We start from the raw sequence: 24,305 nt of genomic DNA, 5'->3' as shown, positions 1-24,305 counted from the left end.
GATTTCCTGACAGGTGGCGAGGTGATCCAGGTCACTCCTCACGCGAACGCGACGAACAGGGGCTCGCCGTGGTCGGTGGCGGCCCACCGCCGGGTGGCCCGTACGAGCTTGTCGGGGTTGCCCTGTGCGCGCAGCGCCGCGATGCCGTCGGGCGTGACCTCCAGGCACAGCAGCCCGATGACCCGGCCGTCGAGCACCGCGACCACTGCCGGCTCCCCGTTCGCGACCGAGGCGTAGATGCCCGGTGTGCCGCCGGCCAGGGCCCGCTTCGACCCGCTGGGCAGGAACAGGCCCCGGAAGAACTTGGCGACCGCCGTCGCGCCCACGAACGGCTTGGCCCGCGCGGGAACCTTGCCGCCGCCGTCGCCCACGCCCGTCGCGTCGCCGGTGAGCAGGCCCACCAGCACCTCGGTGCGGCCGCTGGTGGCCGCGGTGAGGAACTCCTCGACGATGCGCTTGGCCGCGGCCTCGTCGACCTCGCGGCGGGCCCGGCCGTCGGTGACGTGCTTGCGGGCCCGGTGGAAGATCTGCTGGCTGGCCGCCTCGGTGATGTCGAGGATGCCGGCGATCTCGGCGTGCGCATAGTCGAAGGCCTCGCGCAGCACGTAGACGGCCCGCTCGTTCGGCGTCAGCCTCTCCAGGAGCACCATGACGGCGTACGAGACCGACTCTCTCTGCTCGGCGCTGTCGGCCGGTCCCAGCATCGGATCGCCGGCCAGCAGCGGCTCGGGAAGCCATTGACCGACGTACGTCTCCCGTCGCGCCCGGGCCGAGGTGAGCTGGTTGAGGCACAGGTTGGTGAGCACCTTGGTCAGCCAGGCCTCGGGCACCTCGATGCGCCGCGGATCGGCCGCCTGCCACTTCAAATACGTTTCCTGTACGGCGTCCTCGGCCTCACCGGCCGACCCCAGCATCCGGTAGGCGATCGCCTCCAGCCGAGGGCGCGACGACTCGAAACGTGCGACATCCTCGACAGCCGGTGACATGGCCCGATGGTAGCGGCCATGTCACCGGCTTTTCTTCAGAGCAGGTCGTGTAGCCAGCGCACGTTGATGGCCTGCTGCACGCTGCCGCCGCCCTCGTGGCCGTTGTAGGGCCAGATCCGGATCTCCTTGGGGCCGCCGTAGCGGTTGTAGGCCGCGTAGACGGTCGACGGCGGGCAGATGGCGTCCATCAGCCCGACCGCGTAGAGGGCGGGCGCCGTGCCCCGCGCCGCGAGGTTCACACCGTCGAAGTAGGACAGAGTGCGGAAGACCCGGTCCAGGGTGTCGCGGTTGCTGGCCAGCAGGTCCGGCAGCTCGCGGTACGGGTAGGCGTCGGTGATCTCGGTGGCCCGCCGGAAGTGGGTCAGGAACGGCACGTCGATGATGGCCCCGGCCAGGTCGGAGCGCAGCCCGGCCACGGCCTGGGCGATGCCGCCGCCCTGGCTGGCCCCGGCCACCACGATCTTCGACGTGTCGACCTCGGGGCGGGAGCGGACCGCGTCGACCGCCCGCACGGCGTCGGTGAACAGGCGCCGGTAGTAGTAGTCCTCCGGGGCCAGCACACCGCGGGTCAGCAGGCCCTTGTGCGCCGGGCCGACGCCGGGCAGGTCGGGGGTGTCGCCGTCGCCCTGGCCGCGGGAGTCCATGACGAAGACCGCGTAGCCCGCGGCCGGATAGAGCAGCCACTCGTGCGGCAGGCCGCGCCCGCCGCCGTACCCGATGAACTGCACGACGCAGGGCACCGGGCCGGTGGCGCCGGCCGGCACCAGGAACCAGCCCGCGACCGGCTGGCCGCCGTAGCCCGGGAACCGGACGTCATGGATCGTCACGCCCGGCAGCAGGGCGTCGTACGGAGTGAAGGTCGCCTCCCCCGCCGGTGAGTCGGTCAGCGTCTGCTTCCAGAACTCGTCGAAGTCGGCCGGCCGGGCGACGTCCGGGTCGTAGACCGCGAGCTGGTCGGGTGAGAGGTCGAAGTGTGCCATCGGGACGGTCTCGCTTTCGCAGGGGTCAGGACAGGCGCCGCAGCCGGACGAGCGTGCTCGCGTGGTCGCCCGAGGGCAGGTCGAGGGGCAGGCCACGCTGGCGCAGGACGGCGCCCGAGTGGGTGACGCCGGTGTCGAGGTCGAGGTAGTCGGCGCCGGGCAGGACGGCCGGCAGCGGGAGCGGGCCGGGGCTGTACCCGAACGGCCGGGTCGGGCACCAGGCGAGGACCACGTGCTCGTCGCCGTGCACGAACTGCACGCCGGTGAGGGTGCCGGCGCCGGTGAGCCGATAGGCGGTGCCGTGCTGCACGATCGGCCGGATCCGCTTGTACGTGGCGACGTGCTCGGCCGCCTCCTTGAGCTCGTCCGGCGTCCACGTGGTGAGGTCGCCGCCGAGGCCGAGGACCCCGGCCATCGACACGTGGAAGCGGAAGCGCAGCGGAGTGGTCCGCCCCGTGGTGACGTTCGGGCTGTCGGTGACCCAGGCGCTCATCACCTGGGCCGGGAAGTACTGGCTGAAGCCGTTCTGGATGGCGATCCGGTCCACCGCGTCGGTGTTGTCGGAGGTCCAGATCTGGTCGGTGCGGGCGAGCATGCCGAGGTCGGCCCGGCCGCCGCCGCCCGCGCAGGCCTCGATGCGCAGGCCGGGGTGGTCGGCCCGCAGCCGGTCCATGACGCGGTAGACGGCCCGCGTGTGCTCCAGGAACACCCGGTCGGGGCCGGCCTCGGTGAAGGCGCGGTTGAAGTCCCACTTGAGGAAATCGAGGTCGAGCTCGGCCACGAGCCGGTCGAGCCAGGCGTGGGCCCACTGCTCGACGTCGGGCCGGGCGAAGTTCAGCACGAGCTGGTTGCGCATCTCGGTGCGGCGCCGGTTGGGCTGGTGCAGCACCCAGTCGGGGTGGGCGGGGTAGAGGTCGCTGTCCGGGTTGACCATCTCGGGCTCGACCCAGATGCCGAACCGCATGCCGAGCCGCCGCACCTCGTCGGCCAGGGGCCGCAGGCCGTTCGGGAAGCGGCGCGGGTTGGGCTCCCAGTCGCCGAGGCCGGCGTGGTCGCTGAGGCGGGCGCCGAACCAGCCGTCGTCCATCACGAACAGCTCGGCGCCGAGGCCAGCGGCCTTCGCGGCCAGCGCCATCTGGCCCGCCTCGTCGACGTCGAAGCCGGTCGCCTCCCAGCTGTTGTAGAGAACCGGGCGGTCCTCCTCGGGGAAGGGCAGGATCTGTTCCGAGACGTACGCCTGCCAGGCCCGGCTCGCCGCGCCGAAACCCGACCCGGTCCACACGCCGGCGAAGACCGGCGTCGTGAGGGTCTCGCCCGCCTCGAGCGTCCAGGTCAGGCCCTCGTGACCGAACCCGCCGGTCCAGCCGGTGCGGCCGCCGGGGTCGCGGTGCAGGCTGACCCGCCAGCTGCCGCTCCAGGCCAGCACGGTGCTCCACACCTCGCCGTGCTCCTCGGCGGCGGTGCCGTCGTCGATCGCCAGCCACGGGTTGGCGTGGTGGCTGGTGGCGCCGCGGCGGCTGGTGAGCACGGTCTCGGCGGTCGGGAGGGTGGCCCGCTGGAGCCGGAACTCGCTGTTCCAGGCCCCGACGAGGTGGCTGAGCCGGTAGCTCTCGCGGGTGGGGACGTTCCAGGCGGCCGAGTCGGCCCGCAGCACGTCGAGCGTCTCCGGGCCCTTGTTGACGACGTCGGCCCAGCGCTCGATCACGTCGCCGTGCACCACGTAGTGGAGCCGGACCTCGAGCGGGTAGTACCGGTCGGCCAGGTCGATTCGCAGGTGGTTGCCGTCGGCCTCGTGGCCGAGGTAGCGCCACTCGACGCCGCGGGTGCCGTCGGCGAAGCGGACCTGCAACGACACCGGCCCGAAGTGGTCGCCGCCCTCGACGGTCAGCTCGGCCGCGCCCGCTCCCTGCTCGAAACTGCTGGCGGCCGGGTCGGCGATCTCCTGGCCGAGCGCGACCGCCTCGGCTAGCGTGATCCTCGGGCCCCAATGCACATGCCGCAGGCGGTCGTCGGCGTCCAGCCGGACGGCGTAGGCGCTGGTGTCGCCGGTCAGCAGCCAGAGCCGCTGGTCGGTTTCGTACGAGATGTGCATGTGAGTCCTCGGGGTACGTCGATATCACCACAGTGTCGATGTCACCGCAGTGACGTGGCGCCGAGCGTATGAGCGATCGCGCGCCGAAATCAATACTTGACGAAGTTAATTAATACTCCTAGCTTTCATGTCGTGGGTACGGTTGACTTCCGAAGCATGTCTCCGGCTGACGACTACTCCGCGCTCGCCTCCTCACCGGCGTCCGCCGCGATCCTGACCGCCCTGGTCACCTCGGGCCCGCAGAGCCGGGTCAGCCTGGCCCGCAAACTCGGGCTCTCCTCGGCCGCCGTGACGAAATCGGCCCGCCCCTTGATCGACGCCGGCTATCTGAGCGAGGGCGAGGCCACCGAGCGCACCGGCCCCGGCGCCGGCCGCCCGGCCAGCCCGCTCACGGTCCGGGCCGACCGCGAGTTCTTCCTCGGCGTGAAGCTGACCGGCGACGAGCTGATCGGCGTGGTCTGCGACCTGACGGCGAAGATCCGCGCGGTGTCCCACCGCCCGCTGTCGTCCCCGGCGGTGGACGACGTGCTGGCCGAGATCACGGCGATGACCGCGGACCTGCTCGACGGCCCCGGAAACTACCGGGGTCGCACCCGCCGCCTGGGCCTGGCCGTCTCGGGCGACGTCGACCGGGCGTCCGGCCTGGTCCGCTATTCGCCGTTCCTGCGCTGGCACAACGTCCTGCTGGGCAAGCTGGCGGCCCAGGCCACCGGCCTGGTGGTGACGGTCGAGAACGACGTGAAGGCTCTCACGACGGCCGAGCACTGGTTCGGCGAGGGCGCCGGCGCCGACTCGTTCGCCCTGGTCACGGTCGGCCAGGGCATCGGCTGCGGCCTGGTCGTCAACGGCCGCCCGGTCTCGGGTTCCCACGGCGTCGCGGGCGAGATAGGCCACATCAGCGTCGACGCGAACGGCCCCGACTGCCACTGCGGAAGCCGGGGCTGCGTGGAGGCGATAGCCGGTACGTCCTCCATAGTGGCCGCCGCCGGCACGGAAACCATCGACGAAGCGGTGACAAGGGCCCGAGCCGGCGACCCAGCGGTGCTGACAGTCTTCGCCCGGGCCGGCGAGGCGATCGGCCTGGGCATCGCGGCCGTGGCCAACCTGGTCGGCCCCGCCCACATCGTCGTCTCGGGCGAGGGCTTGTCGGCGTACGACCTCTTCGAGCCCCACATCCGCGCCGGCTTCGAACGCCAGGCCTTCGGCGCCGCAGCCGACTGTCCACTGTCGATCCGCCCTCTCCCGTTCGAGGAGTGGGCCCGGGGCGCCGCCGCGGTGAGCATCCAGTCCCGCCTGGTACCCCTGGGCTGAGCCCGCCCCACCGTCCGGGGCGGTCTCAGCCCGGGAAGGTTGGCACATCGGCTGACTTATTGTCAGCATGACAAAAAGCTACGCTTCGAACATGGTCGATGACTCCTGGGAACCGCCAGAGGTACTTCTCGCTGTTGATCTCGTCATCCTCACCCTGCGGCACGCGCGGCTCCAGGTCCTCCTCGTGGAACGGGGCATCGATCCTCATCGCGGCGCCATGGCGCTGCCCGGCGGATTCCTCAACCACGTCCAGGAAGACCTGCTGACCGCCGCTCGCAGGGAACTCTCCGAGGAGGCCGGTCTGGCCCTCGACAGGCTTCATCTCGAACAGCTGGGCGTCTACGGCGATCCGGGGCGCGACCCGCGCGGCCGGGTCATCTCGGTCGCCTATCTGGCGGTCCTGCCACGGCTGCCCGACCCGGTGGCCGGCACCGACGCCGCCGGAGCCTCGTGGCGGCCGGCCGACGAGATTCTCTCCGGCCGGCTCCGGCTCGCCTTCGACCACCGGCAGATCGTCCTCGACGGCATCGAGCGAGCGCGTACCAAGCTCGAACATTCCAGCCTCGGCACCGCCTTCTGTGGGCCGACCTTCACTCTGTCCGAGCTTCAGCAGGTGTACGAGGCGGTGTGGGGCGTCCAGCTCGACCCGCGCAACTTCTACCGCAAGGTGCAGAGCGTCGACGGTTTCGTCGTGCCGGCGGGCCCGTCCCGCCGGAACGAGACAGGCCGGCCCGCCCGGTTGTTCCGGGCCGGCCCGTGCCAGGTGCTGTACCCGCCGATGGTCCGGTCCGCGGACGCGGCCGGCCGGAAAGGAGCAGTCCGATGATCGTGATCCTCACCGCCCTCGACCTGGAGTACGAGGCGGTTCGCGGCAGGCTGCACGACCTCGAGCCGCACACCCACCAGCAAGGAACGCGGTTCGAGGTCGGCACCCTCGCCTCCGGCGGCCGCGTCGCTCTGGCGCTCGTCGGCAAAGGCAACCACCCCGCCGCCGTTCTGGCGGAACGGGCCATCGCCGAGTTCTCCCCGGCCGCGCTGCTCTTCGTCGGTGTCGCCGGCGCCCTCTACCCGCACCTTCAGCTGGGCGACGTCGTGGTGGCCACGCACGTGTACGCCTATCACGGCGGCACGAGCGAGGACGACGGTCAGCGCAGCCGGCCGCGCACCTGGGAGATCTCGCACCGCGCCGACCAGATCGCCCGGCACGTCGCCCGCCGCGCGCCCGAGAAGGTGCGCTTCGGCCCCATCGCCGCCGGTGAGATCGTGCTCGACTCCGTCACCTCGGAGCAGGCGCGATGGGTGCACGAGCACTACAACGACGCGGTGGCGATCGAGATGGAGGGCGCCGGCGTCGCCCAGGCCGGACACCTGAACAGCGCCCTGCCGGTCGTCGTGGTCCGGGGCATCAGCGACCGGGCCGACGGCAGCAAGACGCGGACCGACCGGCAGCAATGGCAGAAGAAGGCGGTGGTCAACGCCGCGAGTTTCGCCGTGGCGCTCGCCGCCGAGCTTGCCCGTTCCCTCCCGCGCGTCACGAAAGGCTCGGCCATGGACAGCACCGCGTCACACATCACCACGCACAACTCGGCGAGCGGAAACGCTCGGGTCGGAGTGCAGACCGGGCAGGTGTACGGCGACATCTCGTACGGCCCGCGGCATTCCCGGCCCGGAGGCATCGGCGAGCAACTGGCCGACTTCCGTGCGGAGCTGAGGCGCGCCCGCGGCGAGGGCCGGGTGAGTGAGGACGACTGCGTGGCGGCGGAGTCGGAGCTCGCCATCGCCGACAAGTCGCTGGCCGAGAACCCGCCGGACCGGCGTACGCTCCTGACCGCCCTGAAGCGGCTGGTGGGACTGGTCAGTGACGTGGCCGAGCTGGCCGCGCGGCTCACTTCGATCATCAATGCCGTCAGAGGCATGTCATGACCGGGCCGCATGTGACGACCACCAACACGGCGGCGGACTCGTCGACGGTCGGTGTGCAGGCCGGTATCGCGGTCGTGCGGGAGCTGAACTTCTATCAGGTTCTCCCCGAGGACCCGCCCGAACGGAGGTACGAGGTAGGCGTCCTCTATCTCGAAGGCCGGATGCCGCAACGGGCACGCGAGCTGATCAACGAGGCGGTGGCTCTCGGCTACGTTTCCAGCGAAGTGCGCTTCCATCAGTTGCTCGCACTGCTCAGCGGGCGCACCCTCCAGCAGTTGTCGAACGACGACTTCGCCCGGTTGGAGGACGCCCGGAGCTGTCCGACGGTGAAGGCCGACGACAACTGGACCGCGGGCATCAAGATGATCGATCGCCTGCTGGCGAACATCGAGGCGTCCGACACTGACCATGCCATCGACCTGGCCGAGCTCGACACGCTCGGCAAGGAGCAGAGCAGGAAGATCACCAAGCATCTGGAGATGTTCCTGACCGGTCCGCTCGAGGACCAGGCGTGGCGGCGCCTGATCCGTGAGGCCGCCGATGGACAGCTGGCGCGCGACCGCGAACAACGAACCTGGAAGTTCTTCGAGCCGATCCCGGTCGGGCCCCGGCGCACGTTCCCTGATCCTCCCAAGACCACCGCTGGTGTATGGGTCCGGGCGGTCACGGCCGGCGTTCTCTTCGCCGTTGTCGCCGGCTACATCGGTGTGCTGGTCGTCATGAGCGGCCACGTTCCCGCCATCGTGGCCTATGTGCTGGCAGTCGCCGGCGGCTATCTCTGGGCGGTCAACGGCGCGGAGTGGCGTCACCGCAACGAGCGCCTCAACGCCAAGGAGCGGGAGCTCCGGTCGCCGAGACAGCGCCGCCGGCCGCCGGCCGGCGGCTTCGCCAGCCGGGTGGACCGGATGTTCCGCGGATACTTCGGTCGGTACGTGCCGAACGACGTCGATCGGGGAACGTGGCTGGCCGAGACCGCCGGCATTCGGCGCAGCATCCGCGACGAGGTGGTCAACGCCTACCGGGACACGAAGGTCGACGCCGACGCGATCGCCTGGCTGATCCGCTATCGCGTCGGAGTGGTGAAGAAGCAGTGGCGGCAGGACACGCTGTGGGACCACCGGCGGCGTTTCCGGACCCCGTTCTCCACGAAGGCGGCGGTCGTACTGGGCGTGTCCGTTCTGGTGCTGGCCGCAATCCGGGCGCTGGTGAGCGCGATCCCGATGAGCCCGCTCTACGCCTCGCTGGCCGTGCCGGTCCTGGTGATGACCGGAGCCGTCGCCGCGAACGACTGGCTCGCGATCATCACGGAGCGCCGTCGCTATGAGTGCGAACGCGAGGAGAAAGAGCTTCTGTACCTCGGCTCCTATGCCGCCTTCTGCCGTTGGAAGGAAAAGCTGGCGGACGCTCCGACCGACTCCGAGATGGCGGCCTGGCTCGAGTGCGATCGCATGCTGCTGATGAGGGACGCGCTCCAGCACTACAAGCTGGTGCCGAGCAACATGATCGTCCACGCCTTCATCGAAGCTCCGGCGCGCGGGTGCGATCAGGCACGGGTGGTGAAGGGTCCATGGCGCTACTCCCGCTATCAGATGCTCGTCTTCCTTCTGACCCCCGACGGTGTACGCCAGATGGCTGTCGAACTCGACTTCCATCACGCGACCTTCCACAATCGCGAGCGCACCAACTACCGGTTCGACGCGGTCGCCTCCGTGCACGTCACCGAGGGCGACCACAAGGAGCGGACGTTCGAGCTGGCTCTGGTCAGCGGCCAGCCGCTCGAGATACCGGTCAGCGGTGTGGGCGAGGAGAAGCTGGGCATCGGTGAGGCGCCCGGCACCGCCGCCGACCTGACCGTCGACGCGGCGGGCCTGCAGAACACCCTGCACGTGCTGGAGGGCATCGCCGCCGAGGGCAAGGACTGGGTGGCCCACGAGGACCAGCGCAGCGGCGAGCGCATCAGGCGGCTGCGCCAAGCCGTACACGGCATGGTGGACTAGCGAAACGAACGCTCAACGCGTGCCGGCTGTCGTCGGTTCAGTTGGGGAAGCGCTCGTCACTTTAGGGATCCTTCCGCGCCCGTACGGGAGAAGTATGGGTCGCAGCCTTGGAAGGAGAAACGTGATGACACCTCTCGGTGCGGTGGTTCGGGGTCTGGTGGCCGGTGCCGTGGGCACTCTCGCCATGGACACGCTCTGGTATCTGCGCTATCGGCGCGGCGGTGGCAAGGACAGCTTCAAGACGTGGGAGTTCTCCGCGAGCGTCAAGAGCTGGGAGGACGCTCCCGCCCCGGCGCAGGTCGGCCGGCGGCTCTATGAGGGGCTCTTTCAGCGCAAGCTCGACGACCGCTACGCCGCCCTCGTCAACAACATCACCCACTGGGGCTATGGGATGAGCGCCGGCGCCGCCTACGGCTTGCTCGCCGGTTCCCTGCGCAAGCCCCGCGTGGCGTACGGGCCCCCGTTCGGCGCCGCCGTCTGGGGCACCGGCTATGCGGTTCTGCCCGCCGCCGGTCTTTACAAGCAGATTTGGGAGTACGACCGCAAGACGCTCTACAAGGATCTCAGCGCTCACCTGGTCTTCGGCACCACCACGGGCGCCGCCTTCCGCGCATTTAAGGATATTTAAGGTCGCGGAGCTTGCCGGGGCATCGATGGACGGCTTTATTGTTAACCGTCTTGCCAATCCCCCGTAGGGCAGGTTCCCCATGAACAAGCGCAAGTTCCTCGCCGTCGCCGTGTCGGCGGCCGTGGTTGGCACGCTGGGCGTCATCGGCGTCACCAGCGCCAGCGCGGCCACCCTCGACCCGTCGCTGCCGCCCGGCGGCAACTTCAACCTGGCGGTGTGGCAGCTGCAGCTGCCGGTCGGGTCGCCCGGCAAGCCGGACACGATCTCGCCGGCACGGCTCAAGGGGGCGAACGGGTACAGCAACCCGGCGTACTTCTGGACCGACAAGAACGACGGATCGATGACCTTCTGGGCGCCGGAGAAGGGGGTCACCACCCCCAACTCCAACTACGCGCGCTCGGAGCTGCGCGAGATGAACGCCGACGGCTCGGCCGCCGACTGGCCGCTGGCCGGCAACCACACGCTCAGCGCTCAGCTGCGCATCCCGCAGGTCACCAAGAACGTCGCCGTCGGCCAGGTGCACCTGGGCTCCGGCGGCAGCTCGACCAAGCCGCTGCTGGAGCTCTACTACCGGCCCAACGGCGACATCTACCTGGGCACCGAGAACTCGCCGGCCGGCGGGCAGACGCTGCACAAGGTCGGCAACGTCGCCCTGGGCGTCAAGTGGACGTACGTCATCAACGTCAGCGGCAACAAGATCAACCTCACCGTGAACGGGTCACGGACCAGCTACACGATCCCGTCGTCGTTCAACCCGTACAAGCAGTACTTCAAGGCCGGCTCGTACAACCAGTCGTCCTCGCAGAGCACCACCAACGGCGCGAAGGTCAAGTTCTACAGCCTGGTCGTCAGCCACACCTAGGCGCCGGACCGCCGCTTGTCGGCCTCCAGATCGGCCTCGCCGACCGCCACCCCGTCCGAGTCGCGGGTGGCGCCGGCGAGGTCGGCGTCGGCGCCCGACCGGGCCGCGTCAGCCTCGGCGTCGGAGGCGCCGACCAGCTCGCCGCCCTCGCCGTTCGCACTGCTTTCGACATCTTCTCTCGTACGCTCAGCGGCCAGCTCCGCCGCGACGGGAAGGCCTGGAACCTGAGGATTCGTCATGACGGTCGAATACCCGTAATCGTCAGACCTGAACGCGCAGCGCCGCCCAGACGACCTTGCCGCCGGTGACCGGCAGCGTGCCCCATCGCAGCGCCGTCGCGTCGACCAGCAGCAGCCCGCGGGGCGCGTCCGGCTCGAGGGAGCCGGCCGGCGGCAGCACGGGCCAGGCGGTGCTGCCGTCGCGGACCGCGATCATGAAGTAGCGTCGGCCCTGGGTCAGGCGCAGGTCGATCATCGTGTTCGCGTGCTCGACCGCGTTCGTCACGAGCTCGGCCACGACCAGCCCGGCCGGCGCGGTCAGATGGCTCAGACGCCACCGCAGGCAGGCCTCGGTGGTCACGTCGCGGGCGCGCCGGGCGGCGCCGGAGACGGGCAGCAGCACCTCGCCGATCGAGTGCATGTGCCGGTCGGGTTCCACCGTCAGGGCTTCCTCGACCGAGCCGACCACGGCCACCCGGCCGTGACCCGCGCGCAGGAGCTGGGCCGTGCCGGGGTCGGGGGCGACGATCAGCAGGGGGGTGCCCGGCCACAGTGAAGCCTGGCGTGACGCGGCCAGGAACACCGTGGCCGCGGGCGGTTCGACGACGGTGGCCCCGACCAGGTCGACGACCACCGCGTCGGGCCGCTCGGCCAGGCACTTCAGCAGGGTGGCGCGGATCTCGGGGACGGACGCCAGCGACAGCGGTCCGAGGACACGCACCAGAAGGCGCGTCCCCGCCGGTTCGACCTCGCAGCGAACGCCGGTCATCCTCCGATTGTCACGCGCCGTGGCCGGTCGGCGCGAGCTGCAGCGACAGAAGACCGGACGCGCCCGCGGCGATCAGGGTCTCCCGCACCAGCCCGCCGGCGTTGACCACGCCGTAGGCGAGCCCCCTGCTCAGCGCCGCCTGCCGTCCCTCGAGGAGGCTGCGGATGCCGGCCGCGGTGATCAGCCCGAGGCGTTCGAGATCGATCAGCAGGACCGAGACGCCGCTCTGTTCGACGGCGTTGAGCAGCATGACGGTCAGGGCGTTGCTGACGTCGGCGTCGACCTCGCCACCGAGGACTATGCGAACGATTCGGTCGCCGCTGTCGTGCTTGCTCATGGTGAACGGCCCGTTCATGGTGTCCTTTCGCGCTCTCCCCGGCGTTGATTGTGCGGCACGGAGGGCGCGTACGGGCGGCGAATCACCTGAAGGACGGAGTGGTCAGGAGCAGTGACGGGTCACCGGGGTCAGCCACCCTTTCAGGGTGGGGCCCAGCGTGGTGGTCACGTCCTTCTCCGTCTTGATGGCGGCGAAGAACGCGGCGTCGCCCGACGTGGCGCGCAACTGGTCGGCGGTCTTCTTGCCGTCGGTTCGCAGCTCGGTGTCGCCGCTGTCGCGGGTGGCGTCGTCGACCGCGGTGGCGAATGCGGCCAGTGAGTCCTGTGCGCGTTTCTGGGCCTCCGGTGTTCGCTTGCCGACCAGGGTGGTCAGCGATTCGGCGAAGGGGGCCATCCGTTCGCCGTACGCCTTGCCGAGCGCGTCGCACGTGGACTTCAGCTCGGTGGACACGCTCGGGGGCGCGGCCGAGGTGCCGGGTGTCGCGCCGGTCGCCGTGTAGCAGCCGCTGCTGGCGGCGGCCGCGACCAGCAGGACAGCGGTGAGACCCAGTACGCCGCGCATGCGACACCTCCAGCAGTGTGTGCTGGGAGCGCTCCCACTCCCTAGGAGCGTGACGATACGTCAGGAAGCGAAGCCTGTCGATGCCCGTACGCGAAGTAGACGATCAGGCCGGCCGCGAGCCAGGCCAGGAAGCGCAGCCAGGTCTCCACCGACAGGTTGGTCATCAGGTAGAGGCAGGCCAGCGCCGACAGCACGGGCACGACCGGCGAGAGCGGCACCCGGAACGGGCGTACGAGGTCCGGCTTCGTGCGGCGCAGCACCGGCACGGCCAGCGAGACGGTCACGAAGGCGAACAACGTCCCGATGCTGACCAGGTTGGCCAGTGACGAGAGGGGGACGAGGCCGGCCAGAAGCGCGACCCCGAGCGTCACGGCGATCGTGAGCCGGTACGGCGTACCCCACCGGGAATGGATCTTTCCGACCGCCGGAGGCAGCAGCCGGTCGCGGGACATGGCGAAGCCGATCCGCCCGATCGCCACGATGTCGACCAGGATCACGCTGGTCAGACCGGCCACGGCCGCGATCGACACCAGATGGGCGGCCCAGCTCGCGCCCACGCTCTCGAACGCCGAGGCGATCGGCGCGCCGGGATCGATCTGCCGGTAGTCGACCATGCCGACCACCACGAACGACACCGCCACGTACAGGACCGCCGACACGCCGAGCGTTCCGAACAGACCCAGAGGCAGGTCGCGGCTGGGCCTGCGGGTCTCCTCGCCCAGGTTGGCCACAGCTTCGAAGCCGGTGTACGCGAAGAAGACCACCGCCGCCGCCGTGAGCACCCCGGTGATCCCGAACGCCGACGGCTCGATCCCGAACAGCAGCTGCGACAGGGGCTGGGTCAGCCCGGACGCGCTCTCGCCGGCGGGCTGCGCCGGCGGCACGAACGGCGTGAGGTTGGCCGCCTTCAGGAAGAAGAGCCCGGCCACGACGACGAAGACGCAGATGCCGACCTTCACCAGCACCAGCACGTTGGTCACCCGCGACGACTGCTGGATGCCGACCGTGGCCACCGCGCCGAGCAGCAGCGTGATCACGATCGCGCCCACGTTGACCACGCTGTCCTCGCCGAACAGGCTCGGCGGCAGATCGAGCAGCGACGCCAGATAGCCCGACCACCCGCGCGCGACCACGGCCGCGCCGAGCGCGAACTCGAGCACCAGATCCCACCCGATGATCCAGGCGAAGATCTCACCCATGGTGGCGTAGGCGTACGTGTAGGCGCTGCCGGCGGTCGGCACCGAGGACGCCAACTCGGCGTAACAGAGCGCCGCCAGCAGGCTTGCCACCCCGGCCAGCACGAACGACACGGTGACGGCCGGCCCCGCGTGATCCCGCGCCTCGACCCCGGTCAACGTGAAGATCCCGGTGCCGATCACGATCCCGATGCCAAACCCCATCAGGCTGAACGGACCGAGCCGCCGCCGCAGCTCACCGCCCCGCGCCAGAACGTCCTCGACGGCTTTGGTCCGCAACATCGACATGATGTCCGGACGTCTACCCACCGCCCCACGGATTAATCGGCGCCCCTCCGCGCGTTGAAGCGGGGGTGACTCTCCGCTTCGCGATTCTCGGCGACTCCATCGCGTACGGCCAGGGCGCCGCCCACGGCCGGGACACGGTCGCGGCCCGCCTCTCGGCCGACCTGACCGCCCACGGCGTCGCCAACGAGCCCCGCGTGTTCGCCGTCCCCGGCGCGCAGAGCCGTGACCTGCCCGCCCAGGCTCGTCAGGCTGTGTCCTGGCGGCCCGACATCGTGCTGGTCATCATCGGCGCCAACGACCTGACCCGGCTCGTCCCACCCGCGCAGGCGGTGGCGCATCTGACGGCGGCCGTGCGCACGCTGCGGACAGCCGGCGCCGAGGTCGTCGTCGCCCCCGCCCCCGACCTCAGCGTCGTGCCGTGGGTGCCGCCCGAGATGCGGGCGCTGGTCCGGGCCGGAAGCCGGGCACTGCACGACGCGCAGACCCAGGCCTGCGTGGCCGAGGGCGCCCACGTGGCCGACATCGGCATGACGTCGGCCGCCGGTTTCGCGAGCGACCTCAGCCTGTTCAGCGCCGACCGCTTCCACCCGTCCAGCGCCGGCTACGCCGTCATCGCCACCGCCCTGGCCCCGGCGATCCGCCAGGCGGCAAGCGTCGCCACCGGGTGAGAATGCGGCTGACGGTGCGCGCGGCGACCGCCGGCGGCCTCGGGCTGCCGGCGGTCGCCGCCGCGGACCATCCGGTCAGCTGGTGAGGCTCAGTCGCGGCCCGGGAAACGCTGCGTGATCTCCTGGAGGAGCCACACATTGCCGTCCGGGTCGCTGAACTCGGCGTAGCTGCCGTACGACTTGCGGTCGGGCTCGGGGCCGGAGACCCGGCCGCTGGTGTCCAGGCCGCGCAGGCCGTGCCAGACCTCGCCGACCTCGGCGCCCAGCGACTGGAGCTCCTTGCGGGCGGCCTCGATGTCGTCGACGATCAGCATGTTGTCGCGGGCCGAGCCGGGCTCCTGCGCGCTCAGGCCGGTGCCGAACTGGATCGACGCGGGCGAGCCGGGCGGCGTGAACTGCACGACGCGCAGGTGGTCGTTGATCGGGAAGTCGGCGTCGAGACGCCAGCCGAGGCCCTGGTAGAAGGCCTTGGCCCGGTCGACGTCGCTGACCGGGATCACGGTGACCTCGAAACGGAAATTCATGGCGGACCTCCATCGGATGTGGTGTCACCAGACTGGCTCCGCCAGGGCCCCGGGGGAGCCAGGGATAGTCCCTGGTCCCCGCCCTCCCCGTGCCTGGGCGGGACCCTGGCGCGCCGACAATCGAGGCATGAGCAGTGTCCCGATCGCCGCGCACGCCCTGATCTCCGACTGCCATTCGGCCGCCCTCGTCACCGACGCCGGCTCGATCGACTGGCTGTGCTTCCCGCGCTTCGACAGCCCCTCCGTCTTCGGCCGTCTCCTGGACGAAACCGCAGGTCATTGGGCATTGGCGCCGGTCGAGCCGTTCGAGTCGAGCCGGCGCTACCTGGACGACACGCTGGTCCTCGAGACCGAGTTCCGCACAGCCGGCGGAGTGGTCCGGGTCACCGAGGCCCTGGCCATGGGCGCCGGCAACCGCGGCCACGAGCTGGGCCGGGGATCGCCTCACCTGCTCGTCCGATCGGTCACCGGCGTCGCGGGCGAGGTGACGCTCGGCATGACCTATCGACCGCGACCCGAGTACGGGATCCTCACACCCTTGCTGGGGTACGCCGATGGTGGCGTCACGGCCCGGGGCGGCGCCGAATGGCTGGTGCTGTCCACACCCGTACGGCCGGACCTGAGCGAAGCGACGGCGACCGCGAGTTTCTCGCTCACGCCGGGCCAGACGGTGGCCTTCGCTCTGCACCGGTCGACGCTGGAGGAGACGCCGGCGCACGTGTGGTCGCAGGAGCAGCTGGCCCGGCGGCTGGCCGACACGATCGAGGCTTGGCGGTCGTGGTCGGCGATCCATCAGACGTACGACGGACCCTGGCGTGACCTGGTGCGGCACAGCGGCCGGGTGTTGCAGGCCCTCACCTACCGGCCGAGCGGGGCGATCGTGGCCGCGGCGACCACGTCGCTGCCCGAGGCGGCCGGCGGCGAGCGGAACTGGGACTACCGCTACTCGTGGGTGCGCGACGCCAGCTTCACCATGCAGGCCCTCTGGGTGGCCGCCTGCCCGGACGAGGCCGGCGACTTCTTCGCCTTCATGACCACGGCCGCGGCCGGCACCCCGGTGCCGTTGCAGATCATGTTCGGCGTCGGCGGCGAGCACGACCTCACCGAACGCACCCTTCCCCACCTGCGCGGATGGCGCGACAGCAGGCCCGTGCGGATCGGCAACGGCGCGTGGGAGCAGCAGCAGATCGACGTCTACGGCGAACTCCTGGGCGCGGCGCTCACCTTGCAAGGCCAGCTCACCGGCATGGACGACGACGTGCGCCGCTTTCTGATGACGCTGGCCGACACCGCCGCGACTCGCTGGCGCGAGCCGGATCAAGGGATCTGGGAGGTACGCGGTCACGCGCGCCACTTCGTCTATTCGAAGGTCATGTGCTGGGTGGCCCTGGACCGGGCGCTCCAGCTGTTCCCGGATCCCGGTCATTGGCGTACGGCCCGGGCCGAGATCCGGGAGACCGTCCTGCGGGACGGCTATTCGGAGGCACGGGGCGCCTTCACGCAGTCGTTCGGATCGGACGATCTGGACGCCTCGGTGCTCATGCTGCCGATCGTCGGCTTCCTGCCGGCCACCGACCCGCGCATGCGGGCCACCATCGACGCCGTCGCCGAGGACCTGGTCGACCCGCGCGGCCTGGTCTACCGCTACCGGGGCGCCGACGGCCTCGACGGCGACGAGGGCACCTTCCTGCTCTGCACCTTCTGGCTGGCGCAGGCGCTGGCCCTGGCCGGCGAGCACGAACGGGCAACCGAGGTGTTCGAACGGGCAGCCGGGTACCGCAACGATGTGGATCTCCTGGCCGAGGAGGTGGACCCGGGCACGGGGGAGCTGCTCGGCAACTTCCCGCAGGCCTTCAGCCACATCGGCCTGGTCAACGCGGCCTGGGCCATCACCGGGGCCACACGTGACCACCGGGGTACCCCTGGCCGGCCCGCCCGGCATTGAGCCAGGGTTTTGCACGGGTCCGGTGAACACCCTGGTGGCGCGAACGTTAGGGACAACGACGGAGCGGCATCTGGGGGGATCGACCGTGGTAACTCACCTTCGCGCGGACCGCAGCAGGAATCCTTTGCGGATCGGCACTCATGAGATCGACGTCGACGGCGTCGCACAGCGCTACCACGTCCGCGGCAGCGGCCCGGAGGTGTGCGTGGCCATCCCGGGCGGCCCGGGACTGTCCTGGGAGTACCTGCGGATGCCGGCGGTCGAGCGGCGGGTCCGTGTCGTCTACGTGGAGCCGCTCGGCACCGGCGCCTCGGGCCGGCTGCCGTCGCATCCGGACGGTTACACCCGGCCCGTGTACGCCAAGGCGCTCGACCGCGTCCTCGACCGGCTCGGCCGCGAGCGGGTGCACCTGCTCGGGCACTGCCACGGCGGGCTGGTCGCCCAGTACTACGCGCTGCGCCACCCGGAGCGGCTGGCAGGGCTGATCCTGCACATGAGCTCGCCGGTCACCGGGCCCGAGCAGAGCGCCGAGACCCGGCATCAGCTCGACCGCTTCGTGCGGCGCAACCAGTGGAACCCGGCCCTGCCGGCGGTGCTCGACGCCCTGCACGCCATCCAGGACGCGGCCGACGACCGGGCGCTGACCGCGGCCACCCGCGACGCCCTGCCGGCCCAGTTCGCGCACTACTGGGCCCGCCGCGACGAGCTGTCCGGCCTGCGCCCGAAGATCCGCCGTTCCTACCTGAGCGCGCCGGAGCCGATCGACGACCGGGCCGACCTGCCCGGCATGCGCGTGCCGACGCTGGTCACGGCCGGCATGTACGACATCATCGGCGGCACCCGCTGGGCCCGGGAACTGCATTCGCTCATCCCGTACGCCCGTTTGCTGCTCCTGGCCCGCAGTGGGCACCTGGGGCACATCGAGGAGCCGGAGCGCTTCGCCGAGGGCGTGCTGGACTTCGTGGCCGCCACCCCGGCCGCCCCGGTCGTGCCGGTGGCGGCCTAGCCGGTATTTTCGCCGTCTTATGATTTCGGTGGTCCTGAAATCGTTTCGCGTTGATGATTCGTGCTACGGTCGGCTCTCATTTCTTCCGTCTGCGGCGGCCGACTGATGCAGCGGTCGTCGCAGACGGGAACCACCCTGCCGAAATCCTCCAAAAATCGAGGCAGAAATGATCGTTCCCCGGCAGCTCGTCGTCGACGAGCTGCGCCGGCGCGGGCAGTCCAGGCGGGCCGAGTTCGTCGAAGAGCAGCTTCCCGACGAGGTCGACTCCACGCGCCACGGCGGTCTGCTGGCCACACTGCACATCGACCTGGCCGAGCTCACGGCGGCGGCCGAGCGTCGCGCGGCCGAATAGAATTGCTTTTTGTGCTACCGTGACCCGCGTTGCGGTCTTGATTTTCCTAGGCGTTTTCTTTTCATATTCTTCGCCAGCGTGATCAATTCGGTGACCCTACGCATCATCCATGCCCGCAGGGAGAAAAGATCATGGCTACCGGCACAGTGAAGTGGTTCAACGGTGACAAGGGCTTCGGCTTCATCACCCAGGACGGCGGCGGCGCCGACGTCTTCGCCCACTTCTCGGCGATCCAGACCTCCGGCTTCCGCAGCCTCGAGGAGAACCAGCGCGTCGAGTTCGACATCGCGCAGGGCGCCAAGGGCCCCCAGGCGGAGAACATCCGCCCGCTCTGACTTCGTCATCCGATGGCCGGCCCCCGCGCGGGGGCCGGCCATCGGCGTGTCAGCCCGTGATGACGCTGACCGCGATACCGATCGTGGCGGTGTTGTAGACGAACGACAGGATCGAGTGCGACAGGATCTGCGCCCGGATCTTCGACGTCTGGGTCTCGACGTCGGACACCGAGAAGGTCGTGCCGAGCGTGAACGAGAAGTAGGCGAACTCGACGAAGCCCGGCCGGTCGGTGTTGGGGAAAGCAAGCGGTCGCTCGCCGGCCGCGTAGAAGGTCTTCGCGTACCGCTCGGCGTAGCCGAAGTGCAGGATGCCCCACGCGAACAGCACCGCCGGCAACCCGACCACCTTGGCCAGCAGCTGCTGGTCGCCGTCGCTGATCACGATGGCCAGCCCCGACGAGATGCCGACCAGGCTGGTGAAGATGGTGAACGCCAGCCCCATCCGCCCGCCGATGCCGCGAGCCAGCCATTCACTGCTGTCGTCGCGGTGGCTGCGCCGCAGCCGCTTGATGCGGATCGCCAGGTACAGCACCGCGATGAGATCCCAGAAGCCGAGGGCGACGAACTCCCACGGATCCTCCAGGGAGATGACGAGTACGCCGAGGATGACGAGCGCTGCCTCGATGGTGCGAGACAGGACGAGCGTGGCCTTGCCGGTCATGACGTCCTTTGAAGTGAAGAGATAGAGGGATGCACCGCCTATGACGGCCCCCATCGACCATGGTTCACTTCTCCAGCTCGCGATCGAGGTGAAGGAAACACGGGGCTATGCGACACATGGTGGTGGGTTTGGCGGTGGTGCTCGGGCTGTCCGCCTGCGCCGCGCCGGAGAACGACGTCAAGCAGCCGGAGGTGGCGGTCAGCGTCTCACTGCCGGCCGATCCGAAGGCGGCGCTCGCCCTCGGGGCGGAAAAGCTGGGCACGCAGTCGGCCCGCATCGAGTACAGCTACGCTGGCGGGAAGTTCCCGGGCACGAAGTTCGCCGGCGTGGTGGACGCGGCCGGGACAACGTTCGAGGTCGCCGGGGACTTCTACGTCGTCCGGCGGATCGGTGATGACGTCTGGCTGAAGGTCACCAAGATGCCCCCGGTCGAGACCGAGCTGCCGTTCCTGGCGAGCGAGCTGAACAAGTGGGCCAAGAAGACCCCGAACCATCTGAACGCCATGACCGCCTTCGGCGAGGGCTTCCCGTGGGCGCTGCCGGAACAGACCTTGCGTCAGGCCGAGGGGGCAAGCGCCGTGGGCGACCGTTCCTACCGCGGAAAGGTGAGCGCCGGGCAGAAGACCGGGGCCGGTCATCTGGCGGCGGCGCTCGATCAGGCCGGGCGTCCCACTAGCGTCGCGGTCGGTTCCGCAGAGTCGGCCGGCGACGTGTTCACCGCCAAGCTGTCCGATTTCGGCGTGCCCGTGACCGTGGAACCGCCACCCGCGGCCGAGGTCGTCGAGGACAGCGTCATCATCGACTTCCTGACCATCGGCGTCTTCTGAGGCGTCCCGCGCCCCCGTTTCCGAGTGCGTCCTACGCCCCCGTTTCCGAGTGCGTCCTACGCCCCCGTTTCCGAGTGCGGCCTATGCCCGTGTTTCCGGGTGCGGCCTACTCCCACGCTTCCGGGGCGGCCTACGACCATGCCTCCGGGGCGGTGAGCACCTCGCGGCCGGTGTCGGCGGCCTCCTCGATGGCCAGGGCCAGCGCTTGGTCCTGGAGGCCCTCGGCCAACGGGTACGGAGGTGGGCCGTCGCCCCGGATCCAGGCGGCCATCGCGTCGAGGAGGGTGGCGGTGGCGATCTCGTCGTCGTTGAAGCGGTGGCCCGGGTAGGGGTTGCGGTAGAGGACCCGGTCGCCGGCGAGGATGGTCTCGGTGTCGAAGCCGTTGAGGTCGAGGTCGTGGCCGGACTGGCGGCGGATCAGCGGGGTGCGCGCGATGGTGCGCGGCGCGGGCATGTGGACGATGTCGTCGTCGTGGAGCTCGCCGTGCGTGCCGCGGACCAGCAGGCGGCGGTGGCGCAGCAGGTTGCGGGTCTGCCCGGTGGTGAAGTCGTAGACAGCGGAGCGTCCGTCCCGGAAGTCGAGAGTGGCGATCGTCGTGGTCGCCGGCCTCGGCCGCGGATCATCGGTCCACCCGGACCGATCGAGCGGCGCCAGCAGCGGCGCGGTGGTGCGAACGGCTCGCACAATGGCCGGAGCGCACCCCACGCCGAGCATCCCGCGGATGAGGGAGACCGCGTGGTGCTGCTGAGTGGAGGACACATGGACCTGCGTGGCGTCCCCGATGATCCCCGACCGCACCGCGGCCAGCCGCGCCGCATGCGACGGCATCAGCAGATATTGCTCGGCGACCTGCACCAGCCCGGACCCACCGACCGCCGCCCACAACTCCCGCAGCCCGGCCCCGCCGGCCGCCGTCGCCTGCTCCTGCGGCGTGGACCCGCCAAGCGTCGTCGCCTGCTTCCGCAGCCCTGACTCGCCGGCCGCCGTGCTCAGCTCCCGCGATCCCGACGAGAGCGAAATATCGGAAATGCCCGATGGGAGACGCGGCTCGGTGTGAGAGGTCAGCGGCGGGGTGTTGGCCGGCGGGGTGGGGTGGGCCAGTGGGGTGGGGTTGGCCGGCCCGGTGTGAGTGGTCGATGGGGTGGGGTTGGCCGGCCCGGTGTGAGTGGTCAGTGGGGTGGGGTTGGCGGGCGGGGTGGGGTGGGCCAGTGGGGTGGGGTTGGCCGGTGGGGTTTCGGTCAGGACGGGGAGGCCCAGGGACACGGCTTCGAGGATGAACGCGGGGGTGGTGGTGGGTGGGACCGCGGTTACCAGGAAGTCGGGGTGGGACTGGCGTACGCACTCGGCCAGGGAGCTGAAGGTGGGCACCGGCAGAGGGCGCGGTGTGCGCACCACCGCTCCTACGCACTCCCAGCCGGGGAGGAGCTGGGCCAGGCGGTGGTAGGCGGCGGCGCGGAAACCGAAGCCGGCCAAGGCGAACGATGTCATGCGGCCGGGCCGGTGGAGTCGCGGACTATCAGCTGGTGGCCGGTTCGGCGGCGGCGGGGGCGGGCCGCCCTCGGCTTGAGGGCCAGGTCGAGTGCCATCCGGCCCATGTCGGTCATCGGCAGGCGGATCGTGGTCAGGCTTGGTGCGAGGTCGGCCGCCACCGAGACGTCGTCGAAGCCGACCACCGACATGCGGGCCGGCACCGCGATGTCGTGCTCGCGCAGGGCGGACAGCACGCCCATGGCCATCGCGTCGTTCAGGGCGATGATCGCCGTCGTCGACGGGTGGTCGCGCAGGATCCGCTCGGTGGCGACCCGGCCGCCCTCGCGGATGAAGTCGGTGTGCAGCACGGGCATCGCCGCCGGGTCGAGGCCGTGGGCCCGCATGGCCGCGGCCACGCCCGCCATCCTGTCGGTGACCGTGGTCAGGGCGGCCGTGCCGGCCACTATCGCGATGTGGCGGTGGCCCAGGCCGATCAGGTGCTCGCCCAGGGCGAAACCGCCGGCCTCGTTGTCGGGCAGCACCGCGTCGGCGCCCAGGCTGTGCCGGCCGATCACCGCCAGCCGGCCGCCGTTGCGCTCGTAGAGGCCCAGGACCTCGCGCGCCGAGGACTCCACCTGGGGGTCGCTATATCCGGAGCCGGCCACGATGATGATGCCGACCCGCTGGGCGATGAGGCTGCGGATCTGGCGCAGCTCGTGCGACGGGTCGCGGCCGGAGTGGCAGATCTGCACCAGCAGGCTCTGCTCGCCGGCCAGCTGGATGACGCCGCCCGCGATCTCCGAGAAGTACGGGTCGTCGACCTGGTGGACGACCAGGCCGACGGTCGAGCTGGCCCCGCCGGCCAGGGTGCGCGCGTACGGATTGGCGACGTATCCCATCTCGAGCGACACCTGCCGGACCCGGTCGGCCACCTCCTCGCTGACGCCGTCGCGCCCGGCCAGGGCGCGGGAGGCGGTCGCGAGGGAGACGCCCGCTCGTTGAGCGACATCGATGAGGCGAAGCCCGGGGCCCGGTTTCGGCATCGTTAACTCCCCAGCTATTGCCAGTGATCTATGGCACAGGTTAGCGTACGTAAGCGCTTTCGGAAGCGCTTTCGTACTCGGTGCAGAGGAGCGTCCGAGGATGCCGATAAATTCTTTCCGCGCCATAACTACCGCGACCGCCGTGTTCGCCCTGGCCCTCACGGCCGGGTGCTCGGGAGACGATCAAGGCGGAGGCAACGACAGCAGCGACCCCATCGTCGTCGGCATCTCCCTGCCGCTGACCGGCGATTTCTCCGAGCCCGGCAAGGGCGTCCAGGAGGGATACGAGGCCTGGGCCAAGGTCGTCAACGACAAGGGCGGCCTGCTCGGGCGCCAGGTCGAGCTGAAGATCCTGGACGACCAGTCGAACGCCGACCGGGTGGTCGCCGACTACGAGCAACTGATCGGCAAGGACCAGGTCGACCTGGTCGTGGGCCCGTTCTCCACCCGCCTGGTGGTGCCGTCGGCCCGCGTCGCCGAGGAGTACGACATGCTCTTCGTCGAGCCCGCCGGCGCGGCCAAGGAGGTCTTCGAGCAGGGCTTCAAGAACCTGTTCTACGCCGCTCCGGCCGTGGCCAACGACCACTACAACCACCTGGCCGAGCACATCCTGGCCCTGCCGCCCGACCAGCGGCCCAAGACGGCCGCCTACGCCGCCATGGACGACCCGTTCGCGCAGGGCACGGCGTACGGCCTCAAGGAGAAGCTCGAGGCCGGCGGCGTCAAGACCGTCGTCAACGAGGTCTACCCGCCCAACACGACCGACTTCAGCGGCATCGCGGCCAAGATCGCGACGGCCAAGGCCGACGTGCTCGTGGGCGGCTCGCAGTATCAGGACGGCGTGAACCTGATCGTCGCCCTCCAGCAGCTGGGCTACCAGCCCAAACTGGCCGCGTTCTCGACCGCGCCGACGAACCCCGAGTTCGCCAAGGCGATCGGCAACAAGACGACCGGGATCCTGTCGCCCACCGGATATAGCCAGGACGCGCCGTACGAGAGCAACAAGGAGTTCGTCGAGAAGTTCAGGGCGCAGTTCGGCAAGGCGCCCGAGGAGGACCAGGCCAACGGATATACCACCGGCCAGGTCGTCGCGGCCGCGGTCACCGCGGCCGGCTGCGCCGAGCAGGGCGAGTGTCAGAAGAAGCTGGTCGACTGGCTCCACGCGAACAAGGTGGACACCGTCGTCGGCCCGCTGAGCTGGGACCAGACCGGCAAGCCGCAGGGCGCCCACATGATCCAGCAGTGGGTGGACAACGACATCAAGATCGTCCTTCCCGCGGACGTCAAGGAGGCCGACTTCGTGTACCCGAAACCGGCCTGGTGAC

General features: G+C 70.2%; 25 protein-coding genes. 13 read left to right on the top strand and 12 right to left on the bottom strand.

Features of this window, described 5'->3' with window-relative positions:
• Window positions 1-38: 38 nt before the first annotated feature.
• From sigJ to ACQP2X_RS33775, 3 genes are read right to left on the bottom strand one after another with little or no spacing between them, the layout of a single operon-like run.
• Window positions 39-986 (bottom strand): RNA polymerase sigma factor SigJ, encoded by a 948-nt coding sequence (gene sigJ, locus ACQP2X_RS33785; protein WP_498688845.1) that lies wholly within the window; start codon window positions 984-986, stop codon window positions 39-41.
• Window positions 987-1,021: 35 nt separating this feature from the next.
• On the bottom strand, window positions 1,022-1,966 hold the full coding sequence (locus ACQP2X_RS33780; RefSeq protein WP_498688843.1) for an acetylxylan esterase: 945 nt from the start codon (window positions 1,964-1,966) through the stop codon (window positions 1,022-1,024).
• Between the two features lie 25 nt (window positions 1,967-1,991).
• Entirely contained in the window at window positions 1,992-4,058 is a 2,067-nt protein-coding gene (locus ACQP2X_RS33775; RefSeq protein WP_498688841.1) for an alpha-galactosidase, read from the bottom strand.
• A 156-nt stretch (window positions 4,059-4,214) separates the two neighbouring features.
• Here ACQP2X_RS33775 and ACQP2X_RS33770 point away from each other — a divergent pair, with 156 nt between their 5' ends.
• From ACQP2X_RS33770 to ACQP2X_RS33745, 6 genes are all read left to right on the top strand, one after another.
• Window positions 4,215-5,369, top strand: a complete 1,155-nt coding sequence (locus ACQP2X_RS33770) for an ROK family transcriptional regulator (RefSeq protein WP_498688839.1) — start codon at window positions 4,215-4,217, stop codon at window positions 5,367-5,369.
• Window positions 5,370-5,460: 91 nt separating this feature from the next.
• The gene (locus ACQP2X_RS33765; RefSeq protein ID WP_498688837.1) at window positions 5,461-6,195 is read left to right on the top strand and encodes an NUDIX hydrolase; all 735 of its coding nucleotides are present in this window, start codon (window positions 5,461-5,463) and stop codon (window positions 6,193-6,195) included.
• Window positions 6,192-7,292: a 5'-methylthioadenosine/S-adenosylhomocysteine nucleosidase family protein gene (locus tag ACQP2X_RS33760; protein WP_498688835.1), complete on the top strand. Its 1,101-nt coding sequence runs from the start codon at window positions 6,192-6,194 to the stop codon at window positions 7,290-7,292. Before ACQP2X_RS33765 ends, ACQP2X_RS33760 begins: the two co-directional genes overlap by 4 nt.
• The gene (locus ACQP2X_RS33755; RefSeq protein ID WP_498688833.1) at window positions 7,289-9,289 is read left to right on the top strand and encodes a hypothetical protein; all 2,001 of its coding nucleotides are present in this window, start codon (window positions 7,289-7,291) and stop codon (window positions 9,287-9,289) included. Before ACQP2X_RS33760 ends, ACQP2X_RS33755 begins: the two co-directional genes overlap by 4 nt.
• A 124-nt stretch (window positions 9,290-9,413) precedes the next feature.
• The gene (locus ACQP2X_RS33750; protein WP_498688831.1) at window positions 9,414-9,917 is read left to right on the top strand and encodes a hypothetical protein; all 504 of its coding nucleotides are present in this window, start codon (window positions 9,414-9,416) and stop codon (window positions 9,915-9,917) included.
• 79 nt (window positions 9,918-9,996) lie between these two features.
• On the top strand, window positions 9,997-10,779 hold the full coding sequence (locus ACQP2X_RS33745) for a polysaccharide lyase family 7 protein (protein WP_498688829.1): 783 nt from the start codon (window positions 9,997-9,999) through the stop codon (window positions 10,777-10,779).
• Here ACQP2X_RS33745 and ACQP2X_RS33740 read toward each other — a convergent pair.
• The 5 genes from ACQP2X_RS33740 to ACQP2X_RS33720 form a co-directional block, all read right to left on the bottom strand.
• Window positions 10,776-11,018, bottom strand: coding sequence for a hypothetical protein (locus ACQP2X_RS33740; RefSeq protein WP_498688828.1), 243 nt, complete (start codon window positions 11,016-11,018; stop codon window positions 10,776-10,778). The genes ACQP2X_RS33745 and ACQP2X_RS33740 overlap by 4 nt on opposite strands.
• 22 nt (window positions 11,019-11,040) lie before the next feature.
• Window positions 11,041-11,766: an ATP-binding protein gene (locus tag ACQP2X_RS33735; protein ID WP_498688826.1), complete on the bottom strand. Its 726-nt coding sequence runs from the start codon at window positions 11,764-11,766 to the stop codon at window positions 11,041-11,043.
• Window positions 11,767-11,776: 10 nt separating this feature from the next.
• Window positions 11,777-12,121, bottom strand: coding sequence for an STAS domain-containing protein (locus ACQP2X_RS33730; protein ID WP_498688824.1), 345 nt, complete (start codon window positions 12,119-12,121; stop codon window positions 11,777-11,779).
• 84 nt (window positions 12,122-12,205) lie between these two features.
• Window positions 12,206-12,664 (bottom strand): hypothetical protein, encoded by a 459-nt coding sequence (locus ACQP2X_RS33725; protein ID WP_498688823.1) that lies wholly within the window; start codon window positions 12,662-12,664, stop codon window positions 12,206-12,208.
• 41 nt (window positions 12,665-12,705) lie between these two features.
• Complete coding sequence (locus ACQP2X_RS33720; RefSeq protein WP_498688821.1) at window positions 12,706-14,142, bottom strand: amino acid permease; 1,437 nt, start codon at window positions 14,140-14,142, stop codon at window positions 12,706-12,708.
• Between the two features lie 71 nt (window positions 14,143-14,213).
• Here ACQP2X_RS33720 and ACQP2X_RS33715 point away from each other — a divergent pair, with 71 nt between their 5' ends.
• Complete coding sequence (locus tag ACQP2X_RS33715) at window positions 14,214-14,816, top strand: SGNH/GDSL hydrolase family protein (RefSeq protein WP_498688820.1); 603 nt, start codon at window positions 14,214-14,216, stop codon at window positions 14,814-14,816.
• An 89-nt stretch (window positions 14,817-14,905) separates the two neighbouring features.
• Here the strand turns inward: ACQP2X_RS33715 and ACQP2X_RS33710 are convergent, their stop codons facing one another.
• Window positions 14,906-15,340 (bottom strand): VOC family protein, encoded by a 435-nt coding sequence (locus ACQP2X_RS33710; RefSeq protein ID WP_498688818.1) that lies wholly within the window; start codon window positions 15,338-15,340, stop codon window positions 14,906-14,908.
• Window positions 15,341-15,467: 127 nt separating this feature from the next.
• On the opposite strand from ACQP2X_RS33710, the gene ACQP2X_RS33705 reads away from it, so the two are divergent.
• The 4 genes from ACQP2X_RS33705 (at window position 15,468) to ACQP2X_RS33690 (ending at window position 18,978) form a co-directional block, all read left to right on the top strand.
• Window positions 15,468-17,285, top strand: a complete 1,818-nt coding sequence (locus ACQP2X_RS33705) for a glycoside hydrolase family 15 protein (RefSeq protein ID WP_498688816.1) — start codon at window positions 15,468-15,470, stop codon at window positions 17,283-17,285.
• A gap of 85 nt (window positions 17,286-17,370) precedes the next feature.
• On the top strand, window positions 17,371-18,291 hold the full coding sequence (locus ACQP2X_RS33700) for an alpha/beta fold hydrolase (protein ID WP_498688815.1): 921 nt from the start codon (window positions 17,371-17,373) through the stop codon (window positions 18,289-18,291).
• Between the two features lie 166 nt (window positions 18,292-18,457).
• Window positions 18,458-18,643, top strand: coding sequence for a hypothetical protein (locus ACQP2X_RS33695; protein ID WP_498688810.1), 186 nt, complete (start codon window positions 18,458-18,460; stop codon window positions 18,641-18,643).
• A 131-nt stretch (window positions 18,644-18,774) separates the two neighbouring features.
• Window positions 18,775-18,978 (top strand): cold-shock protein, encoded by a 204-nt coding sequence (locus ACQP2X_RS33690; protein ID WP_097323584.1) that lies wholly within the window; start codon window positions 18,775-18,777, stop codon window positions 18,976-18,978.
• 49 nt (window positions 18,979-19,027) lie between these two features.
• Here ACQP2X_RS33690 and ACQP2X_RS33685 read toward each other — a convergent pair whose 3' ends face one another.
• The gene (locus ACQP2X_RS33685; RefSeq protein WP_498688809.1) at window positions 19,028-19,639 is read right to left on the bottom strand and encodes a DUF1345 domain-containing protein; all 612 of its coding nucleotides are present in this window, start codon (window positions 19,637-19,639) and stop codon (window positions 19,028-19,030) included.
• 107 nt (window positions 19,640-19,746) lie between these two features.
• Here ACQP2X_RS33685 and ACQP2X_RS33680 point away from each other — a divergent pair, with 107 nt between their 5' ends.
• Entirely contained in the window at window positions 19,747-20,466 is a 720-nt protein-coding gene (locus tag ACQP2X_RS33680) for a hypothetical protein (RefSeq protein ID WP_498688807.1), read from the top strand.
• Between the two features lie 130 nt (window positions 20,467-20,596).
• On the opposite strand, the gene ACQP2X_RS33675 is transcribed toward ACQP2X_RS33680, so the two are convergent.
• Window positions 20,597-21,955: a Rossmann-fold NAD(P)-binding domain-containing protein gene (locus tag ACQP2X_RS33675; RefSeq protein ID WP_498688804.1), complete on the bottom strand. Its 1,359-nt coding sequence runs from the start codon at window positions 21,953-21,955 to the stop codon at window positions 20,597-20,599.
• On the bottom strand, window positions 21,952-22,980 hold the full coding sequence (locus ACQP2X_RS33670; protein ID WP_498688802.1) for a LacI family DNA-binding transcriptional regulator: 1,029 nt from the start codon (window positions 22,978-22,980) through the stop codon (window positions 21,952-21,954). The genes ACQP2X_RS33675 and ACQP2X_RS33670 overlap by 4 nt, the downstream gene beginning before the upstream one ends.
• A gap of 142 nt (window positions 22,981-23,122) precedes the next feature.
• On the opposite strand from ACQP2X_RS33670, the gene ACQP2X_RS33665 reads away from it, so the two are divergent.
• Entirely contained in the window at window positions 23,123-24,304 is a 1,182-nt protein-coding gene (locus ACQP2X_RS33665) for an amino acid ABC transporter substrate-binding protein (protein WP_498688800.1), read from the top strand.
• Window position 24,305: the final 1 nt, after the last annotated feature.

The sequence above is a fragment of the Actinoplanes sp. CA-131856 genome (assembly GCF_050956135.1).
Taxonomy (GTDB): domain Bacteria; phylum Actinomycetota; class Actinomycetes; order Mycobacteriales; family Micromonosporaceae; genus Actinoplanes.
Note: the sequence above shows the minus strand (reverse complement) of the source record. Positions and strands in the feature narration are given on the sequence as shown.

Bases quoted from the DNA above. Each gene is read 5' to 3' on its own strand.
- sigJ (WP_498688845.1), bottom strand. From the start codon at position 986: ATGTCACCGGCTGTCGAGGATGTCGCACGTTTCGAGTCGTCGCGCCCT.
- ACQP2X_RS33780 (WP_498688843.1), bottom strand. From the start codon at position 1,966: ATGGCACACTTCGACCTCTCACCCGACCAGCTCGCGGTCTACGACCCG.
- ACQP2X_RS33775 (WP_498688841.1), bottom strand. From the start codon at position 4,058: ATGCACATCTCGTACGAAACCGACCAGCGGCTCTGGCTGCTGACCGGC.
- ACQP2X_RS33770 (WP_498688839.1), top strand. From the start codon at position 4,215: ATGTCTCCGGCTGACGACTACTCCGCGCTCGCCTCCTCACCGGCGTCC.
- ACQP2X_RS33765 (WP_498688837.1), top strand. From the start codon at position 5,461: ATGGTCGATGACTCCTGGGAACCGCCAGAGGTACTTCTCGCTGTTGAT.
- ACQP2X_RS33760 (WP_498688835.1), top strand. From the start codon at position 6,192: ATGATCGTGATCCTCACCGCCCTCGACCTGGAGTACGAGGCGGTTCGC.
- ACQP2X_RS33755 (WP_498688833.1), top strand. From the start codon at position 7,289: ATGACCGGGCCGCATGTGACGACCACCAACACGGCGGCGGACTCGTCG.
- ACQP2X_RS33750 (WP_498688831.1), top strand. From the start codon at position 9,414: ATGACACCTCTCGGTGCGGTGGTTCGGGGTCTGGTGGCCGGTGCCGTG.
- ACQP2X_RS33745 (WP_498688829.1), top strand. From the start codon at position 9,997: ATGAACAAGCGCAAGTTCCTCGCCGTCGCCGTGTCGGCGGCCGTGGTT.
- ACQP2X_RS33740 (WP_498688828.1), bottom strand. From the start codon at position 11,018: ATGACGAATCCTCAGGTTCCAGGCCTTCCCGTCGCGGCGGAGCTGGCC.
- ACQP2X_RS33735 (WP_498688826.1), bottom strand. From the start codon at position 11,766: ATGACCGGCGTTCGCTGCGAGGTCGAACCGGCGGGGACGCGCCTTCTG.
- ACQP2X_RS33730 (WP_498688824.1), bottom strand. From the start codon at position 12,121: ATGAACGGGCCGTTCACCATGAGCAAGCACGACAGCGGCGACCGAATC.
- ACQP2X_RS33725 (WP_498688823.1), bottom strand. From the start codon at position 12,664: ATGCGCGGCGTACTGGGTCTCACCGCTGTCCTGCTGGTCGCGGCCGCC.
- ACQP2X_RS33720 (WP_498688821.1), bottom strand. From the start codon at position 14,142: ATGTTGCGGACCAAAGCCGTCGAGGACGTTCTGGCGCGGGGCGGTGAG.
- ACQP2X_RS33710 (WP_498688818.1), bottom strand. From the start codon at position 15,340: ATGAATTTCCGTTTCGAGGTCACCGTGATCCCGGTCAGCGACGTCGAC.
- ACQP2X_RS33705 (WP_498688816.1), top strand. From the start codon at position 15,468: ATGAGCAGTGTCCCGATCGCCGCGCACGCCCTGATCTCCGACTGCCAT.
- ACQP2X_RS33695 (WP_498688810.1), top strand. From the start codon at position 18,458: ATGATCGTTCCCCGGCAGCTCGTCGTCGACGAGCTGCGCCGGCGCGGG.
- ACQP2X_RS33690 (WP_097323584.1), top strand. From the start codon at position 18,775: ATGGCTACCGGCACAGTGAAGTGGTTCAACGGTGACAAGGGCTTCGGC.
- ACQP2X_RS33685 (WP_498688809.1), bottom strand. From the start codon at position 19,639: ATGACCGGCAAGGCCACGCTCGTCCTGTCTCGCACCATCGAGGCAGCG.
- ACQP2X_RS33680 (WP_498688807.1), top strand. From the start codon at position 19,747: ATGCGACACATGGTGGTGGGTTTGGCGGTGGTGCTCGGGCTGTCCGCC.
- ACQP2X_RS33675 (WP_498688804.1), bottom strand. From the start codon at position 21,955: ATGACATCGTTCGCCTTGGCCGGCTTCGGTTTCCGCGCCGCCGCCTAC.
- ACQP2X_RS33670 (WP_498688802.1), bottom strand. From the start codon at position 22,980: ATGCCGAAACCGGGCCCCGGGCTTCGCCTCATCGATGTCGCTCAACGA.